At 56.3% G+C, this 18,682-nt stretch carries 12 protein-coding genes; 4 read left to right on the top strand and 8 right to left on the bottom strand.

All coding sequences use genetic code 11. The annotated features are described in order from the left end of the window. Window positions 1–48: 48 nt before the first annotated feature. From iadA to J0A66_RS07780, 3 genes are all read right to left on the bottom strand, one after another. Entirely contained in the window at window positions 49–1,221 is a 1,173-nt protein-coding gene (gene iadA / locus J0A66_RS07790) for a beta-aspartyl-peptidase (RefSeq protein WP_206573223.1), read from the bottom strand. Next, the gene (gene yfcC, locus J0A66_RS07785) at window positions 1,218–2,714 is read right to left on the bottom strand and encodes a putative basic amino acid antiporter YfcC (protein ID WP_241264068.1); all 1,497 of its coding nucleotides are present in this window, start codon (window positions 2,712–2,714) and stop codon (window positions 1,218–1,220) included. The genes iadA and yfcC overlap by 4 nt, the downstream gene beginning before the upstream one ends. 83 nt (window positions 2,715–2,797) lie before the next feature. After that, window positions 2,798–5,716: a TonB-dependent receptor domain-containing protein gene (locus J0A66_RS07780; protein ID WP_206573222.1), complete on the bottom strand. Its 2,919-nt coding sequence runs from the start codon at window positions 5,714–5,716 to the stop codon at window positions 2,798–2,800. A gap of 379 nt (window positions 5,717–6,095) precedes the next feature. Here J0A66_RS07780 and J0A66_RS07775 point away from each other — a divergent pair, with 379 nt between their 5' ends. Together J0A66_RS07775 and J0A66_RS07770 are read left to right on the top strand one after the other, a co-directional pair. Next, the gene (locus tag J0A66_RS07775; RefSeq protein ID WP_206573221.1) at window positions 6,096–7,880 is read left to right on the top strand and encodes a cyanophycinase; all 1,785 of its coding nucleotides are present in this window, start codon (window positions 6,096–6,098) and stop codon (window positions 7,878–7,880) included. A 65-nt stretch (window positions 7,881–7,945) separates the two neighbouring features. Beyond that, window positions 7,946–8,866: an esterase/lipase family protein gene (locus J0A66_RS07770; RefSeq protein ID WP_206573220.1), complete on the top strand. Its 921-nt coding sequence runs from the start codon at window positions 7,946–7,948 to the stop codon at window positions 8,864–8,866. Here J0A66_RS07770 and J0A66_RS07765 read toward each other — a convergent pair. Beyond that, the gene (locus tag J0A66_RS07765; protein WP_206573219.1) at window positions 8,859–10,499 is read right to left on the bottom strand and encodes a response regulator; all 1,641 of its coding nucleotides are present in this window, start codon (window positions 10,497–10,499) and stop codon (window positions 8,859–8,861) included. The genes J0A66_RS07770 and J0A66_RS07765 overlap by 8 nt on opposite strands. A 670-nt stretch (window positions 10,500–11,169) precedes the next feature. Here J0A66_RS07765 and secD point away from each other — a divergent pair. Both secD and rimO read left to right on the top strand, forming a co-directional pair. Next, complete coding sequence (gene secD / locus J0A66_RS07760; protein WP_206573218.1) at window positions 11,170–13,689, top strand: protein translocase subunit SecD; 2,520 nt, start codon at window positions 11,170–11,172, stop codon at window positions 13,687–13,689. 179 nt (window positions 13,690–13,868) lie between these two features. Continuing rightward, window positions 13,869–15,290, top strand: coding sequence for a 30S ribosomal protein S12 methylthiotransferase RimO (rimO, locus tag J0A66_RS07755; RefSeq protein WP_206573217.1), 1,422 nt, complete (start codon window positions 13,869–13,871; stop codon window positions 15,288–15,290). 60 nt (window positions 15,291–15,350) lie between these two features. On the opposite strand, the gene J0A66_RS07750 is transcribed toward rimO, so the two are convergent. The 4 genes from J0A66_RS07750 to J0A66_RS07735 form a co-directional block, all read right to left on the bottom strand. Next, window positions 15,351–16,202, bottom strand: a complete 852-nt coding sequence (locus tag J0A66_RS07750) for a transporter substrate-binding domain-containing protein (RefSeq protein ID WP_206573216.1) — start codon at window positions 16,200–16,202, stop codon at window positions 15,351–15,353. 91 nt (window positions 16,203–16,293) lie between these two features. Beyond that, window positions 16,294–16,866: an NADPH-dependent FMN reductase gene (locus J0A66_RS07745; RefSeq protein ID WP_206573215.1), complete on the bottom strand. Its 573-nt coding sequence runs from the start codon at window positions 16,864–16,866 to the stop codon at window positions 16,294–16,296. A 28-nt stretch (window positions 16,867–16,894) separates the two neighbouring features. Further along, window positions 16,895–18,223, bottom strand: coding sequence for an amidohydrolase (locus J0A66_RS07740; RefSeq protein ID WP_206573214.1), 1,329 nt, complete (start codon window positions 18,221–18,223; stop codon window positions 16,895–16,897). A 9-nt stretch (window positions 18,224–18,232) separates the two neighbouring features. Continuing rightward, the gene (locus tag J0A66_RS07735; RefSeq protein WP_206573213.1) at window positions 18,233–18,682 is read right to left on the bottom strand and encodes a CBS domain-containing protein; all 450 of its coding nucleotides are present in this window, start codon (window positions 18,680–18,682) and stop codon (window positions 18,233–18,235) included.

Raw genomic sequence — 18,682 nt, 5'->3', positions numbered from 1 at the left:
AGACAGCGGATTATGACAGGCCGGCACTGAGGCCGGCCTGTCCCTGGCTTATTCGAAAGTGCCCAGGACCACCGGCTCTCCCTTGTCCACCATCAACTGCCCTTTGGCATAGACAGATTCAATACTTAGGGTGTCTGCATTGACCAGCAGCAGATCGGCATCGGCGCCGGGTTCGATTCGCCCCTTGGCGGGCAGACCAAGGATATCGGCAGGGCTTCGGCTGACCGAGGCCAAAGCCCGTGGCAAGCTTACCCCATACTGCTTTACGGCCTCTACCATAGAGGCATACAAGGTCGCCACCTGCCCCACTTCCAGACCAATCAACCGCCCCTGGTCATCAAATACCGGCAGGCTGGCATTGCCATCGGAGCTCATGGTCAGTTGTGATACCGGCACGCCCCGCTCTAGGCAGAGGGCCAGGGCTTTGGCGGCCGGTACCTCACCTTCGGCGATAAACTGGGCATTGGTGCTGGTGGTCATATCCAGATAGCCGCCGCGCTTGCTCCAGGCGATACCCGCCTCGACCAATTCCAGATTACGGTTGATATGGGTGGGATAGAACTGGCTGGCGGGAATATCCGACCCTGTCACCACCTGTTCGAGCAGGTCCAGCCGGCTTGTTCCATCTCCCACATGGATACTGACAATTCCGGCTTTGCCGGACAGCATGCCGCCGACTCTGGCTTCTGATGCCAGGCGCATCAGTTCCCTTGCGGTGGGTTGAGAAGAGCGATGATCGGCAATGGCCACCTCACCCACACCGATAAACTTATCGATCAGCACGATATCATCGGTAACACTGCCGGTAATGGTCCGTGCCGGGAGCTGATAAGAGCCCGTATAGCAATATACGCTCAGCCCTTCCGTATGCAGGCCGCCGGCTTTGGCCAGCAAATCCGGCAGGGTACGGGTGGTGGCATCGGTGCCCAGAGCCCCCACCAGAGTGGTGACGCCGCCTTTGGTGGCATCGGTCAGATTCATTTGCGGGGTGCGGGTATGAAAGCCCCCTTCTCCGCCGCCACCGGTGATATGCACCAAACTGTCGACCAGACCCGGTAGTAACAGTTTGCCCGTGGCGTCTATGGTGGTCAGTTCCTGTCCCTGCAGGGACAGATCCCGGCCCATGGCCAGAACCCGGTGCCCGGCAAACATGACGTCCTGGACGCCCTTGTCCTCAGGGGTGAAAACATGGGCATGTTTAATCAGCGTTAAATTGTTCATTGATATCCTATCGTCACGGCCACCACCATGGCAGCGGCCGCCATTGCAAATAAAGCCAGCATGGGCTTCCAGGCAAACCTTGCCCAGACAGACCAGTCAATCCTGGCCACACCCAGACAGCCGATCAGTGAGGCTGAAGTGGGGATGATAATATTGGTCAGGCCATCGCCAAGCTGAAAAGCCAGAACAGCCGTCTGCCGGGACACGCCCACCAGATCAGACAATGGCGCCATCAGTGGCATGGTCAGGGCAGCCTGGCCGGAGCCGGAGGCGATAAAGAAGTTAAATACCGACTGAAAGCCGAACATAAACAACGCGGAGCCGGTCTCCGACACACTGGACATACCGCTGCCCACATAATGCAGCAAGGTATTAAGCACCGACGGCGAGGTGGCATCGTCACCGCCTAAGATCAGCACAATGCCTTTGGCCATGCCCACTATCAGGGCGGCCGGCAGCAGATCCTTGGCGCCCTGTTGAAACGCGGCGGACGCCTGATTCAGGGTCATGCGCCTGGCAAGCACCGCAATGCCCGCGGCCACTATACCCATGGCAAAAAACTGGCTGGCAATCTGCGGAATATAGTACTGATGGAAGGTGACGCCCCACAGCACCCACAAAATCCCGGCCAGCAGGCTCAGCAGTATCGCCATATCGGCCTTGCCGAACGCATTGCTCAGTTTGTCCTGATGCTGGGCGCGGAAATACTGATCCGCCTCCAGACTTTCACTGCCTTTGGGATTGGCCTTGACCCTGGCGGCATAGCGCAGGGTAAAGAGCATACCGGCCAGGGTGAACACCGCCCAGAGGATCATCCGATAACCACTGCCAGACATCAGCGGTACATCGGCAATCCCCTGGGCGATGGCCACACTGAAAGGATTCATCCAGGAGGTGGCAAAACCGATCTGGGTGGCGATATAAGTAATCAGAACCGCGGTGATAGCGTTGTAGCCCATGGCAATCACCAGTGGCGTCAGCACGATACAAAAGGCAATGGCTTCTTCACCCATGCCAAATACCGCGCCGCCTAATGAGAACAGCACAAACATCAGCGGCAGGATCAGTTTATCGGCCCGTTTGGTCCGGTTGATCAGCGCAAGGATGCCGTTGTTAACAGCACCGGTTTGCATGATGATGCCAAAGGCGCCCCCCACAATCAGGATAAAGGCCACCACCCCCACGGCCGCGCCCCATTTATCCCCGGACACCATGCCTTCAAAAGCATAGTTAAGGAAACCCTGGTCGCCCTCGGCGTCAAACAAGGCGGCTTGCCCCTGAGCGCCTTCGGCATAACGGAAGCTGTCTGGCTTAATCAGATTGCGAACCTGTGCTTCGCCGTCGACCATTCGCGTCACCGGCTCCATCTCAAAATACCCGGCAGGCACCAGATGGGTCAGCAAGGTGGCGATGGCCACCACAAAAAACAGGATGACAAAGGCGTCCGGCATGCGACTGGCCAGTTGCCTGTCTTGCTCTTGAGCTTGATGCATAGCAAATCCCGACCGGTAAAACCCGGCCTGACAAGTTAATGATTAGGGGAGGTTACCCTCCCCCGTCCTCAGACTAGAGTACTCTAGAAGAAGTAAGTCAGGGAGACCTTGTAGGTGGTGCCGTAGGCATCATGGTTGATGGAATCAAAACCACGGGCTGAGCCATAGGCACGTGGCGGCTCCCGATCGAAGATATTATCGATGGAAAGACTCACATTGGCCTTTTCGAACTCATAGCCGAAGGTAGCCCGCACCGTGGTCCAGGAACTCACATCACGCAGCCCGTTTTCATCCAGTTCGCCCAGGGCGTCCAACTCATCCAGCTCACGGCCACGCAGACGCTCGATGTCATCCTCGTAGGAAGCGGTATAGTAGGCAGTCAGTCCCGCATACCAGTTTTCCTGATCCCAGAACAGGCGTGCGGTGGCGATGTTCTCAGGATAACGCCAGGTGCCAGCCAGCTCTTCAATTTCATCGGAGCCGGGCTTGTTGCGCTCATAACTGATGTAGTGAGTCGCATCCAGGCTGAAGCTTAAGGAGCCAGCCTCAAACTCGAAACGATGATCGAAGGTGAAATCCACACCGGATACGGTTTGGGTGCCGGTATTTTCCAGCAGCAGGACGTGGTCACGATACAGCTCCAGCTCGGCAAAGCGCGGATCCGCATAGTCCACCCAGGCATCCAGGATTTCAGTCAGGTTGGCCCCCTGCTCCTCAATGGTCAGGCCCTGGCTGTCGGTGACCTCACACATTTGTGGGTCATAGGAAATCCCGATTTCACCTTCCGGCACCAGGCCGCAGTGACGCAAAGAGGCATCGGTAATGGCCCTGTCCAACACGCCGGTCATATCGGTGTCCACCAGCTTTTCGTGGTCGAAACGCCAGTAATCCACAGTGATATTGGTATTGCGGGTGGGGCTGTAGCCAAAGCCAATACTGACAGATTCAGACTCCTCGGCTTCCAGCTCTGGGTTACCCAGCTCCAGCACGTTGTTGCCGCGCAGGTCGCCAAAGCCCTCACAGTAAAGATCGGCAACCGCCTGGTTGGCAGAGCAGTCAAATGACGCACGTGTGGTACGTAACTTCACACCGGCCTGGGTCAGGGACGGTGCCCGGAAGGAGGTGGCCCAGGAGGCGCGCAGCACCAGATCGTCAGTGGGACGGAAAGTAAAGGCCACCTTGGGATTAAAGTCACCGCCGAAATCATCGTAATGGTCGTAGCGGCCGGCCAGTTGCATCTCCAGTTGCTCGGTCAACGGCACGTGGAATTCACCGAAGGCGCCCCATTGGGTGCGCTTGGCTTCTGACAAGCTGGAACCAAAGCCGAATACATCCACCAGATAGTCGTTCTCGAAACGGGCGCGGGCGTTCAGTGAAGGCACATCGGTGATTTCTTCCTTACGCACTTCCAGACCGAAAGCGGAGCGGATCACATCGTCGTTAAACTCCATCAGATCGCCGGAAAAACGCAGATCCCAGCCATACACTGTGCTCTCACCGTCACGGGTGGGCATTTCCTGAGCAGTACCCAGAATTGCATCATTGGTGGCATCGCCCATCAGGAAGGGGTTGTACATACCCAACAGTGAGCCGCTGCCACAGCTTAAGCTGTCGGCATCGGCGTCATAATCGGCAATACTGCCATCGGAGCAGAGCTCACCTGCAATGGCCGCGTGGTATTTGTAGCGGTTATAGATACCGGCCACGGCAACCTGCTCAGACTCAGACTTGGACAAGGTCACAGCGGATTCCCAGTCCCATTCGCCCACTGTGCCGGTCAGGCCGGATACCAGACGGAACGAGTCGGTTTCGATTTCCACGGTGCGCGGCGTGGCAAAACGGGCATCGAACTGGAAGCCGTACAATGTGCGACCGGCCACGGTATCGAAGGGGTCGATATAGATACGATCCAGCAAATCATTTCTGATGTCATCAGAGAAAATATCCAGCGCCGTTTCATCCGCAAAAGGCCCTTCGGAGTCATCGACCTGATTGATAGGCGCCGGAGTGGAATAAGATGTCGACTTGGTGCGGGTATAGAAGAAGTCCGTCTTCCAGTTCAGATCGCCAAATTCCTTGTTGTAGGTAAAGCCTGCAGAAACGCTTTCCAGCGGCGTTTCCAGCCAGTCATCCTCGTTACCGTAATAGGCACAGATCTCTTCACCAAACTCGGTGGTTACCAGCGGCGTGGCACAGTTAGGGTTGGCAATTTCATTCCCATCCCGGGCGGAGTAGTAGTAGATATTCGGCGTTTTGGACAGATAGGAGTAGCTGCTCTCAAGCACAGGATCCCGGGTGTAGCTGCGATCCGTAGCTTTGAAGTCCTTGCGGTCGTAGTAATCGGCAAACAGCATCAGATCGCCGCCAGCCACTTCGTCACCCCAGATAAAGTTCAGGTTCAAGCTGCCTTCGTCAGAGCTGGCAGTGCTGTTGCCATACACGGCGTTAAGCTCAGCACCCTTGTAGTCTTTTTTCAGTATGTAGTTGATAACCCCAGCGACGGCATCGGCGCCGTAGGTGGCCGAGGCGCCAGTGGCCAGCACTTCGATACGCTCAATGGCGGCCAGCGGAATACTGTTGATATCAACAAAGTTCTGCGTGCCGGAGGCAAAGGAGCTGGCCGCAATGCGACGACCGTTAATCAGCGTCAAAGTGGCGGACGGACCTAAGCCACGCAGTGACGCAGCGGCTTGTCCAGCCGGGGTCGAGGTAGAGGTGGCCCCACTTTCTGAGGTGGAAAACGAGCCTTCGCCGCCGCGGGTCTGGGTGATGGTGCTCATCAGCTCGAAGACCGTAGTGGCACCGGACTTACGGATATCCTCGGCGCTGATGATAGTCAGCGGCTGGGCCCCTTCCATGTCCACACCCTTGATGTGGGAGCCGGTGACTTCAATTTTTTCTACTGCCTGGGCAGTGGTTTGGTCATTGCTCTGCTGGGCAAATGCCTGGCCGGAAAAACTCAGGGCAAGGCCAATACCCAGAGTCAGTTTACTGATTTTCATGTTCAAATACCTGTCGCATACCGGCCGCCGCGGATGCATGCAACGCTATCCGGGGCAACCGAAGATTAATCGTTATATTTTTTCAATACAGAAAGGCGTGCTGTCGGACGCTGCCGAAACAACACTCAGCGATTACGCGAAAGGCAGTCTCTACTCGTCAAACCACTCTGACAGGTAGAAGCTCTTGTAGTAGTAGGTGGTCAGATTGACCGCTTTTTTCAACATGAAATCTTCTGATAATGCTTAAATCAAACGTCAATATTTATTCATACTGGTCAGGATTTGACCGCAGAATTACTGTTTGACACCTAATTAGAGATACCCGTAGCGTAAAATCATGTCAACAAAAATTTAACCTTGCGACACGGGAATTTCTGCTATGAAATTTGCTTCCCTGATAACCCTGCTGGCCATGATCAGCCTTCCGATTTCTGCATCAAAAAGAAGCGATATTGACGCCATAATCCAGGAAAATGCCAGAGTTGAGATAAAAGACTACCAGCTTATGCTGGTTGGCGGCGGCCTTAACACCTGCTCCAGTCTGAGTCAGGGAGCCTGTCTTTCCAACGATTATTCCGAACAGGATAAACAGCAGAATCTGTATCAATTTTCACCACAACGCCTCGGCGCACTGAAAAATTCCCGGCCCTTTTTGCAACAAAGTGAAAACTATCAGCAGGATCTGGCAAAGGTTCTTCAGCATATTTATGCACGGCTTGAAGATAAGCAGTTAACCCGCGATGAACTGCGCACGGCGTTCGATCGGACCCAGTTGAGCCGGATAAACGGTGCCCTTTTCTATGATGAAATACCGGGCCCCCTGTTTGATGCGATGCTGGATCACCTGGAAGTGCCGCAACTGGACGAGCAGGGTAAGCGTAAACGGGAACGGGTGGCCTTGGATAACAACAGCAATCGTTATGCCCGTTTTTTGTATCGCCAGTTTGTGCTGATGGCCAAAAGCCGTCTGCCAGGGGATTCACAGGCGAAGCCCATAATAGCCGTCATTACCGCATCAAGCCGTGATCCTTTTGAGTCGGCTGACTTCTACCAGTCGGTATTCGAACAGGCCGGCGCCGAAGTCATCTGGCTGCCCCTGGATAAGAGTTATCAGGACGCCCGTGAGCTTGAGGCACAGGGCCTGCCCGGCTGTGCCCGCCTGAGTGAAATACGCGCTGCCAACGGCAGCTTTAACCGGGAAGCCCTCTATACTCAGCGAGCGGAGCTGCAGCAACAATACTGTCAGCAGCCCGACCGGATGGCGGAGCAACTGGGCCGGGTGCAAGGAGTCTTTTTTAACGGCGGCGATCAGAGCCGGACTCTGGCGGCCCTGACCCAAAGTGACGGCAGCGACAGTCCCGAACTGGCGCTGATTAAGCAGCGTTTTGCGGCCCATCAGCTGGTGGTGGGCGGCACCAGCGCCGGTACGGCTGTACAATCCGGGGGCCTGTTTGCACAACGTCCTGTGCCCATGATCAGCAGCGGCACATCGGAAATGGCGTTCAGGCGCGGCGCCTTCGCCGCTGCCCCGCCACCTGAGTCCTGCGCCAACCAGCAAGTCTGCGCTAACGGGTTGATGGGCGCGGATCTGACCTACAAAGCGTTGGGCGGCAGCGGATTATTCAGTCTGGGCATCCTGGATACCCATTTCTCAGAGCGGGACCGCGAGGCCAGACTGGCGTTGCTGGCCTCCGCCACCGAGACCCGCTTCGCCTTTGGCGTGGATGAAGCCACCGCCCTGTTGATGGGTAAAACAGACGGGCAGACAAAGCTGGCTGTGCTGGGCCAGGGCGGAGTGTTTATGCTGGATATGCAAAGGGGTATCTACAAAATCCAGGATCAGAAGCGTCAGGTGGTAGGCATGAGCCACTATCTTAACCATGGCGATACCGCCGGCTTTGACAGTCAGAGCCAGACCCTGCATTTCGACCTGAACCCGTCTGTGCCCGAGCCCACAGCGAAGCAGATCAGTGACGTCGACCATCCCGGTCAGTGGCGCCGCCAACTGCTGCAGAACTGTAGCGGGAAAACACCTGTCCGCTGGCAGCAGGACGGTATTGCCCAGGTGGTGATGCCCACCGAAGATACCCGTTTCGTACCCCGGCTTGTGGCCGACAGGCCCCAGTGCAGCTATATCAACCTGGCGTTCGGCCTGGAAAACTGACTGGCGGGCCGGCTGCACATGCGCCGGCCCTTCCTTCACAAGGAGTATTGACAGTATGATGGGCCATGCACTCACTTACCCTTGTTGCTGCCGTACCCTCAATGTTTGAACTTCTGCTGTCTTTTATATTTCTGATCCTGCTGGTTTTGGGCGGCTATGGGCTGGCCCTGGTAGTCATGTACTGGAAGGTGTCAGGGTACTACCGCAGTACCGGGCGCAGTTTTTATTTTCTCGGCGTGACCGGCACCCTGGTTTTCTACCTGCAGATTATCCGGGCGGTAGTGTTGCAGCTCTGGTGGCTGCTGAGCAAAGGGGCCAACCATCAAAAACCCCTGCTGGACAAGCATAGCGAACAGGATGCCGTGCTCTTTGTGCATGGCTTCCATATGAGCGGAAGCTGTTTCTGGGGGTTTCGCACCTATCTGGAACGGCGTGGCCTGGACACCTTCAGCCTCAATCTGGGTCGGCCCTATATCAATCCTGCCCGTTATATCGACAGCCTGCATCGGGCCCTGGGCGATACGGTAGCCAAGAGCGCTACAGGACAGATTCATCTGGTGGCCCATTCCATGGGCGGACTGATCTGCCGCATGTTGCTGGAACGCTACCCGCAGGACCGCCAACTGATTCGTTCCATTGTCACCCTGGGCACGCCCCACGGGGGCACGCTGGCGGTCAGCGCCCTGTCATTGCCATGGCTGCAGCGGCTGTTTCATCCGGACAGTGAACTGCTCCACAGTCTGAGTACATTCCAGCAGAGCGCACCGGATCTGCCGGTAATGACCCTGGGTTCACGTAATGATCTGGTGGTCTATCCCCTCGAGTACGCCCTGTTGGATGGCACCACCCGCGTCAGGATGTGCGCCATCAGCCATGTGGGGATGCTGACGGAAAAACGTGTCTATAAGCGGGTGTATCTGTGGCTGCACCGGCAACAGGATCGGCTTCATAACGCCCCGTCAGATAAGGAGCCCGGCCTTAGCTGAGGCTCTGCTTCGGCATTAATTCGGCCTTGAAATCGGCGAACGCACCCTGCTGTTTTTCATCCAGTTGGCTGCTGTCCAGATTCGCCACCGTACTGGCTGCCAGCTCACGCTGATCCTCATCCAGCCCTTCGCTTTTATGAATGGCCACCAGCACCTTGAGAATACTCAACGACACCCGCACGTTCTTAGGGGTCAGTTGCAGGGCCTGTTCAAGGGATTTGAGTGCGGAGTCTTTCTTGTCCCGCTTGAAAAACTCCACCGCCATGGCATTGAGCTGTTTGGGCGTGAAGTGGATTTCCATCCGCTCACCGGTTTCCTGTTCGATATAACGTCCTACCACCTGACTGGTCAGACTGTCGCCGGAGATCTGCTTGCGCACCGACTCCAGCAGCGACAGGGCCTCTTCGCGTCTGCCCAGCTCGTGAAAGGCCTTGACCTTGTCCAGGTTGTCCTCCACCGAGGTATTGGGACGCAGGGAGACATGGGCGTCCACCAGCCGTTCTGCCCTGTCCTTTTCTTCCCGGGCCGAGTGGATCCTGGCCCGGATCACTACTATCTGTTCCTTGAACTGGCTGATGTCATCGTAGTTGTTCTCAAGCTCCTGGATATAGCGCTCTGATTGCTTTAGCACCCGGGCCGAGGCTTCGCCGGTCAGGGTGCAGGCCAGGTCAATACCAGAGCGGATAACATTCAGCATCAGCACCGGCGAATCATGGATGGAGTTCTTGGCATTTTTGGCCATGGCCTGTGTGGCGCGGAACTGCCCTTCATGGTCATGGGTCAGCCGGGCCAGATCCCAGAGCTTCTTGTTACGCTCGATATTACGTGGCGCCAGGGCGGCGGCCTTTTTAATCTCGGTGTAGGCGCGCTCATAGTCCTGCTGCTCAATGTAGTACTGTGCTAGCAGATCGTAGGTGGCGAAGCGGGTATCCACCTTGTCGGTCAACTGGGTCAACAGGTCGAGAATTTCGTCGATCTTGTTCTGTTTGAGCAGGGATTTGACAAACCCGAGATAAGCCCATGACATCTTGTGCTGTTCAAGCAGCTCCCGGTAGTAGCGTTCGGCCTCGGTGTATTCGGTCAGGGCCAGCAGGGCTTCGCCCCGGATCCGGCGCATCTGCATATGGTACCGGGCCAGATCCTGGTTGAGCAGGTGGCGCTCTACGAAATAGATGGCCTTGGAAAAGTCCCGGTTGTCGATGGCCTCATTGACGTTGTAGAGCTTCCTTTTTACGTCCAGCACATGTTCGATACGTTTTTTCACCTGCGCCGGCAACAGGGGCTTGACCCAGAAATCATCCGGCTGCAGTTCGACAATACTATTGACTAGGCTCTCGTCGGTTTCGGCGCTGAGAAAGATCAGGATGGTGCGTTTGTTCACATGCCCTTTGAACTTAAGCTCTTCGAGCAGATGAAAGCCGTCCTTGTCGCTCTTGACATTAAAGGCACAGATAATGACGTGAAACTTGTTTTCCTCGCACAGCCGCAGGCCGTAGTAGGCATTTTCGGCGCTCTTGATGTGCCGGACGCCCAAGTCATAAAGGGTGGACTTGAGAACATCATGGACCATGGGCTGGTCATCAATAATCAGCACCTTAAGTGCTTCGTAATGGCTTAGGTCTTCTTTTTCCATCTTTGGCCTGAATCTGCTGCAAGTCCCCGTAGCGGCCTGGCCAGGAACTTTCTGCCAATCATAGGCAAATAGTATGGGTTAGCCGTCAGGATTGCCACTGGTAAAAGTAATAATGACCTATTTGGAACGGCCACAACCCTGAGCCTTTTACTGCACTGGAGATATTTTTTTCCAGATACTAGGCAGGCGCTTCGGAAAGCGTATGATAAATCCTACCGGCAACAGAGTTTAACAGCCCCCTGTCAGGATCCCTTTCCCCCATGTTCCGTCAGTCACGCCTCCACAGCAACCACCCCTCTGCCCCATGGGCGGTGTTTGTGTTGATGCTGTGCCTGTTTATGGATCTGGAACCCACAGACCCTTCGCCTGCTGACGCCGGGGGATGGCATGCACGGACCGCTTCAGATCTTGCCACGCTGTCACGGGCCACCTGCAGCTTGAATCAGGCTGACTACCAGCGCCTCCTTCAGGATGACCATGTCGATAAGGGCTGTGCTGGATCCGTTTTGTCACCCGCTTCACCGTGCTGGCAACGCTACGGGCTTCTGCAGACTGCTTACTCCTTACTGCCTGTTAATATCGACTCGCTTTCCCTGCCATTTTCAACCGGCCCACCCCTGGCTATTCCTGCCTAAAACATACTGTCTTTATACTGTTAGAAGGAATAGCGATGAAATCCCTGAGTTCACGGGCGCTTGTCTACAGCCTTATCATACTGTTCGGACTGCTCAGCGCCCTGCCCAATATTCTACCCGAGCGACTGGCAGAAAAACTGCCCGTTTGGTATCAGCAAAACACCCTGAATCTTGGCCTCGACTTACGTGGCGGCTCCCATCTGCTGATGGAAGTGAACACAAAGGCCTTACTGCAAAATGTAAATCAGCAACTTGCCGAACAACTGCGCACCGCGCTGCGTGAAGCGAGGATCCCTTACCAGGTACCGGTCTTTGATAGTGAGTCAGTCAGGATCGCTCCGCGCCAGGCACACCAGCTAAATAGCATGATGCAGGCAGTGAAACCGCTGCTGGAATCGCCAGACGGCAAGACTCACCAGTTGCAGGAACAAAAAGGTCAGTTGCTGCTGAGCCTGACCCCGGCACATCGCCAGGCCCTGCTTGACGATGCCCTGGACAGAAGCCTGGAAGTCCTGCGCAAACGCCTGGACGAGTCGGGTCTGGTGGATCCCAGCATCAGCCGCCAAGGCGAAAACGGCATACTGATTCAGTTGCCAGGTGTGGAGGACCCACAGCATATCCGTAAGTTGCTGGGGACTACGGCCAAGCTCAGTTTTCATTGGACCGCCAACCTGGATTCCACGTCCCAGACCAGTATCCAGGCCGTCAAAGAGCGCGGTGGTGATGGAAGCTACAGTCTGGAGCAGCGAGTGGCAATGGACGGCAGCCATCTGATTGATGCGCAGATGGCCTTCGCTCAGGAAACCCGCCAGCCGGTGGTCAATTTTGAGCTGGATGACGAAGGGGCCCGGCAGTTTGGTGAGATGACACAGAAAAACCTCGGCCGGGTGCTGGCCGTGGTACTCGACGGTGAAGTTATCACAGCACCGGTAATCCGTTCGGTGATTAGTGGTGGACGGGGTGAAATCAGTGGCGACTTCAGTGTGATCGAGGCCCGGGATCTGGCCCTGCTGCTGCGCGCCGGCGCCCTGCCAGCGCCCATGGATGTGCTTGAAGAACGCACCGTGGGACCGGACCTGGGCAGTGACGCCATTGCCATGGGTCTGTCTACAGGATTGCTGGGTGCAACTTTGGTGATCGGCTTTATGCTGGCTATCTATGGGCGCTGGGGGCTGATTGCCTGTGTAAGCCTGGTGCTCAACATGGGATTGCTGTTCGGCCTACTCAGTCTGCTGGGGGCTACCCTGACTCTGCCCGGTATCGCCGGCATTATCCTCACCCTGGGTATGGCGGTGGATGCCAATATCCTGATCAATGAGCGTATCCGGGAAGAAACCTGCAAGGGTTATAGCGCCACTCTGGCTTTGCATCAGGGTTTTGATCGGGCTTACAGCACAATCCTGGACTCCAACCTGACCACACTAATTGCCGTTGCCTTGCTGTTTTTGTTTGGCAGTGGTCCTGTCAGGGGGTTTGCCGTAACTATCGGCATCGGTCTGCTTACCTCCATGTTTACCGCCATTTCCGTCACCCGGCTTCTAATGGAAGTCAGTATCCGCAGGACTGGGCGAAGGCCCTTACAGATAGCCGGTATCAGCCTGTTGGACGGTCTTAGCAACAGTAAACTTGATCCGATGAAAGGCCGTTATCTGGGTCTGGCTCTCTCGGCACTGTTATCATTGACCGCCATTGGACTGTTCTTTAAACCCGGCCTGGATTATGGCATCGATTTTAAAGGCGGCACTCTGGTGGAAATGCAGGTCTCTGACATCTCACTGGATAGTTTACGAGGTGCTTTTGCCCAGCAGGGCTTAGCCTCGGTAGCCATACAGGAGTTTTCCGAGCCGGGCCATTTCCTGGCCCGCCTGCCTATTGCCGAGGCCCAAAAAGGCGGCGAGAGTCAGTCCGCTGAATTACTACGGCAAGCCGTGTTGCAAGCGGCGCCTGAAGCCCAAATCCTTAAGGTCGAAATGGTCGGTCCCAAGGTCAGCGGCGGATTCAGCGATGCCACTATCCTGGCCATCCTGCTGGCGGGCTGTGGGATGCTGCTGTTTTTGTGGTATCGCTTCGAGTTTCACTTCGCCCTGGCCGCCACGGCGACTATCGCCCTGGATCTGACCAAAACCATCGGCTTTTTCGTGCTGGCCGGGGTTGAATTCAATCTCACTGCGGTGGCTGCCCTGCTGGCTCTTATTGGCTACTCCATCAACGACAAGGTGGTAGTGTTTGACCGTATTCGGGAGAACCTCTACCAGACACCAGACCGGCCCATGCTGGAAATCCTCAATCAGAGCATTACCTCGACCCTGACCCGCACCGTGCTTACTTCAGCCACCACCTTCCTGGCACTCTTGCCCATGGGTATTGCAGGAGGTCATGCGGTGGAGAGCTTTGCCCTGCCCATGCTGTTTGGCATCATCATCGGCACCAGCTCGTCGGTCTTTATCGCTTCGCCCATTCTGTATTTCCTGGGGCAGCGGCGCCTGAAGAAAGGCCTGCCGCAACTTCGTCCCAGTGACGATGAGTTGCAAAGGCAGTTGGAAAGTCTGCCCTGACAGCCCCCTTTTGCAATGCCACGGCGCCGGCTGGCGCTGTGGCAGCATACAGATGCATTTCTGGGCATTTTTTAACCAACCACTACTGCCATTGGCATGGCTTTCCTGTATAATCCGCCGACTTTTTTCCGGCCCCTGAAGCAAGCCGGCCAGATTTGCCCTTTAGCCAGCGAGAAATCATGACAGTAGAGACATTCAACCCCAAACAGACCACCACCCTGGAAACACCGAAAAAAGTGCTGGCCGAACAGGCCAAACAGGGACAGGAAGTCTTAGTGGAAGGGGGCAACCGCATCGGCTTTATCAGCCTTGGCTGTCCGAAGAACCTGGTGGATTCTGAGCGGATCCTGACTCAGTTACGCACTGAAGGTTATGACGTGGTGAATACCTACAACGATGCGGATCTGGTCATAGTCAACACCTGCGGTTTTATCGACTCGGCAGTGCAGGAGTCATTGGATACCATAGGCGAAGCCCTGGCCGAAAACGGTAAGGTGATTGTCACCGGCTGTCTGGGAGTGAAGGAAGACGAGATCCGCGAAGTGCATCCCAATGTGCTGGCCATCACCGGCCCCCATGCCTATGAAACAGTGGTGGAGCAGGTACATGATTTTCTGCCCAAGCCAGAGCACAATCCCTTCGTAAACCTGGTACCGGACCATGGGGTAAAACTCACCCCGAGGCATTTTGCTTATTTAAAGATTTCTGAGGGCTGCAACCACCGCTGTACCTTCTGCATTATCCCCTCCATGCGCGGCGATCTGGTCAGCCGCCCGGTGGGCGAGGTACTAGACGAAGCCAAGCGCCTGCAGGCTGCCGGCGTCAGGGAACTGCTGGTCATTTCCCAGGACACCAGTGCCTATGGGGTGGATGTGAAAAACCGCACCGGCTTCTGGAACGGCGTGCCGGTGAAAACCGGCATGACCGAGCTGTGTGAAAAACTCGGTGAAATGGGCATCTGGGTGCGCCTGCACTATGTTTACCCCTACCCGTCCGTGGACAAGGTCATCCCGCTGATGGCAGCCGGTAAAATCCTGCCCTATCTGGATATTCCGCTGCAGCATGCCAGCCCGCGTATACTCAAGTTGATGAAACGCCCTGCCGCCGCCGAGCGAACCAAAGAGCGCATTAAAGCCTGGCGGGAAGTCTGTCCGGAGCTGGTGATCCGCTCCACCTTTATTGTCGGCTTCCCCGGCGAGACTGAGGAAGACTTCCAGATGCTGCTGGATTTTCTCGACGAGGCGCAACTGGACAGAGTCGGCTGTTTCAAATACTCGGATGTGGATGGGGCCAAGGCCAACGAATTGCCTGATCCCGTCTCCGAAGAGCTTAAGCAGGAACGCTATGAGCGCTTTATGCAGAAACAGCAGCAGATCAGCACAGCCAAGCTGGCCAAACGCATCGGCCTTGAGATGGACGTGCTCATCGACGAGGTGGACGAGGAAGGCGCCATCGGTCGCACCTACGCCGACGCCCCGGAGATCGACGGCGTGGTTTACTTAAACGGCGATACCGAGCTGAAGGCGGGCGATCTGGTGAAAGTAAGAATCGAACACTCAGACGAGTACGACCTGTGGGGCACCCGGGTCGAACTGCTCTGAAAAAAAACGCCTCACAAGAGGCGTTTTTTAATGCCGGGGCCCCTTTTGGGTCCTGACCAGTTATCTGTCGGGGTCCGCCGTGCTGTGTTTATGGCTTGCCTGTTCCAGCAGGCTTCGCAGCTCCGGGGGACGGTAGCGCTCTTCGATAGCGCTGAGCTTCCCCTGATGGGAAAGCTCAAATATGGCCCGGTTAATAGCCTGCAGATCCTGGCTGTTGATTGAGGACTTGGTGATCATCAGCATCGCGGGGCTGTTCAGCAAATAGTTGTCCAGCAGCCTGACCTTCTGACGGCGGCCCGGCCCCAAAAAGTGATAGAAAATATCGGCGTCCACCCACAGAAGTTCGCCTCTGCTGGGGTGGGCAAACAACAATTCGGTAGCCACCGCCGCATCCGGATAGGCAGTGTAGAGATTGGTTTGTTGCCACTGCTGCCGGTATCGCTCAAATTCCTCCCCGTACCATCCGCTGGCCGGGCCGATAAGTCTGAGCTTTGTCTGCCAGGCTTGCTCCAGCGTTAATGTGGAAGGCAATTCAGTGGTGTGGCGCCTGAACAATCCGACGACTTCCTGCCGGTAAGGTCGGGTGAAATAGGCGTACTGCAGACGGCGGGGCGTCTTGGAGGCCCGGATCATCATATCTATCCTGCCGTCCTGCAAACTCTTGAGGATCCTGGCTCCGGTCATCGGCACCGTATGCCACTGTATCCGGCATCCTGCCCGGGTCAGAATGGCCTCCACCAGTTCGGCGTCCATCCCGAGGATGCGTTCGCCGTCCAGATAAGCCGAAGGGGCATGCAGGTCCAAATGCACCCTGAGCAGCTTGTCGCAAGGCTTGTCGGCAGCCGAGGCCATCAGCGGAGCCGGGCAGAGCAGAATCAGCCACAGGAGCCAGTGGCCGCAGGTTGTCTTCACAAGAAGTAAACAGCTAGACAAAAAGTACAACACGTATCGGGATACCTGGCCCTATTGTGCCGATTTTATCGTCCCTGGCATAGGGCAATTATCAGGTCTGTGTCTGCTGGGATCCACTGCCTGAACTGGGATACCACGCCACTATGGTGTCCCTGAAAGCTGTCAGGGCCTGGTTAAGCGGACCGGCAAGGGCCGGTGTGGCGACTATGTCCTGACAGGTCATGGAAGTGCCGAGCAAGGGGATGGACACACAGGCCCTATCCACAATCCTGCCAGACATGGTGGTCACCACTTCCCTAAGCGCTGCCTGGGCATGGGTGGCTCTTGGGGAAGTATTGATCAGGGCCACGGGCATGGAGATAAACTCTTCGCCGGCAACCAGCCAGTCGAGGGCATTCTTCATCACGCCGCTGATGCCGTGGGCGTACTCGGGACTGGCGATGATCAGTCCGTCAGCCGCCGCCAGACACTGTTTGAGGTGCATGACCGGGGCGAGGGCGCTTTCGTCCAGATCCGGATTGAACAAGGGTAATTGTGCCAGTCCGGGATAAACCTGCACCCTCACCCCCGGGGGTGCCAGTTCGCTCATGGCTTCAACGGCCGCCTTATTGAAAGAGGCGGCTCGCAAGCTCCCGGCTATAGCCAGAAGAGTCATGTTCTGCATGCGTTCTTCCCTGAATGATACGTTGATCTCAGTGCGACGGTTTTTCCAGTAAATGCAGCGCAGCCGTGGTCAGTGCCTGGGTCCCGGTGGCGATAACCGCATCGGCCTGGGGCGCCCAGAACGGGCTGTGCAGGGAAGGAAGTTTGGCCTGACCCTGCTGGGCTTTGTGCCACTGCTCCTGCGGCACCCCACCGACCCAGAAAATCATGCTTTTGATGCTGTTGTCGGCCCGGTAATAGCGTCCGAAGTCCTCACCCCCCATTACCGCAGGGGTTTCCATCACCCTGTCCTCGCCCAGTTGCCGGGCAAAGAGTTCGCCCATCTGCCGGGTAAACTCAGGACTGTTATAGGTGGCCGGCGTATATTCATCCTTGATGCTCACCTCCGGCATCAGTTCATCCGGCATACCGGCGGCAATGGCTTCGCCCCTGGCGATTCTGGCAATACCGTCCAGCAGTGTCTGCCGGGTCTGGTCCGAATAACTGCGCACCGTCAGCAATAAGGTGGCTTTGTCGGAGATGATATTGTGCTTGGAGCCGGCCTGGAAACTGCCCACTGTGACCACCGCCGGATCCTGCGGATCCAGCTCCCGGCTGACCAGGGTCTGCAGGGCGCCGACAATACGGCTGCCCAGTACGATGGGGTCTTTGGTGGTATGGGGATAAGCCCCGTGACCACCCACGCCGTGCACCAGGATATTCACGCTGTCCACATTGGCCAGGGCAAAACCCGGGGTATAGCCTATTACCCCTGCCGGCAGGGACGCCGCGTCATGAAAGGCAAGGGCATAGTCGGGTTTGGGGAAACGCTCGAACAGACCGTCTTCCAGCATATCCCTGGCGCCCCGGCCGCGCTCCTCGGCCGGCTGCAGGATCATCACCAGGGTGCCGGACCAATGGGCTTTTCTGTCAGCCATCTGCCGCGCCGTGCCCAGCCAGCCGGTCATATGGGTATCATGGCCACAGGCGTGCATGACACCGGTTTCCATGCCCTCTTCGGTGGTCGCCGTCACCTGGGAGGCATAAGGCAGACCGGTCTGTTCCACCACCGGCAGGCCGTCCATATCCGCGCGGATCATTACCACAGGTCCGGGCCCGTTTTTCATTACCGCCACCACGCCGGTGCCGCCCACCTTTTCAGTCACTTCAAATCCCAGCTTGCGGGCCCGCTGCGCCAGCTTGGCGGCGGTGCGGGTTTCCTGACCGCTCAATTCCGGATGCTGGTGCAGATCCTTATAAACGTCCATTAATAACGGCATGTCTTTACTGATAGCTGACTGCAGATTGGCAGGCTGGGCCTGCGCAACATTCAGGATGCTGATAAACAATAAGGCAAGTAAAGAGGTGCGAAATAACATAATCATTCCTTAAATTTTGGTGACATCCTGCGGGATCAGCAGGGTCTGGCCGCTTTTCAGCTTTTCAATCTGCTTAAATACATCGCGCCAGCTCAGGATCCCTACCCACTCCTGCTTGTCATCCACCACGGGCAGGCAGGACACCGGGTAGCGGTTAAAAACTCTTACCGCCTGCAGCACCGATTCCTCCTGATTGATGGTGATGAGTTGCCGGCTCATGATTTGGAATACCTTCTTTTTAAAGGCCGCATGGTCACGTAAGTCGGCTGTGGGATTACCTATTCTGGGTCCCATGGATTTGAGCAGATCCCGGTCTGATATCACCCCAAGCAGGGTCTTACCCTGTACCACCAGCAGATGATGAAACCTGTGTTGCTGAAAAATCTCATAAACCTTATGCAGGCTGTCTTCCACCCCTACTGTTACCACCTTAGTGGTCATGATTTTGCGGACCTTCAC

It is taken from the genome of Bowmanella dokdonensis, from assembly GCF_017254865.1.
Classification (GTDB): Bacteria; Pseudomonadota; Gammaproteobacteria; order Enterobacterales; family Alteromonadaceae; genus Bowmanella; species Bowmanella dokdonensis.
This window is presented reverse-complemented; position numbering and strand designations above follow the sequence as displayed.

Bases quoted from the DNA above. Each gene is read 5' to 3' on its own strand.
- rimO (WP_206573217.1), top strand. From the start codon at position 13,869: ATGACAGTAGAGACATTCAACCCCAAACAGACCACCACCCTGGAAACA.
- J0A66_RS07765 (WP_206573219.1), bottom strand. From the start codon at position 10,499: ATGGAAAAAGAAGACCTAAGCCATTACGAAGCACTTAAGGTGCTGATT.
- J0A66_RS07775 (WP_206573221.1), top strand. From the start codon at position 6,096: ATGAAATTTGCTTCCCTGATAACCCTGCTGGCCATGATCAGCCTTCCG.
- J0A66_RS07770 (WP_206573220.1), top strand. From the start codon at position 7,946: ATGCACTCACTTACCCTTGTTGCTGCCGTACCCTCAATGTTTGAACTT.
- J0A66_RS07745 (WP_206573215.1), bottom strand. From the start codon at position 16,866: ATGCAGAACATGACTCTTCTGGCTATAGCCGGGAGCTTGCGAGCCGCC.
- iadA (WP_206573223.1), bottom strand. From the start codon at position 1,221: ATGAACAATTTAACGCTGATTAAACATGCCCATGTTTTCACCCCTGAG.
- J0A66_RS07780 (WP_206573222.1), bottom strand. From the start codon at position 5,716: ATGAAAATCAGTAAACTGACTCTGGGTATTGGCCTTGCCCTGAGTTTT.
- secD (WP_206573218.1), top strand. From the start codon at position 11,170: ATGAAATCCCTGAGTTCACGGGCGCTTGTCTACAGCCTTATCATACTG.
- J0A66_RS07740 (WP_206573214.1), bottom strand. From the start codon at position 18,223: ATGTTATTTCGCACCTCTTTACTTGCCTTATTGTTTATCAGCATCCTG.
- yfcC (WP_241264068.1), bottom strand. From the start codon at position 2,714: ATGCATCAAGCTCAAGAGCAAGACAGGCAACTGGCCAGTCGCATGCCG.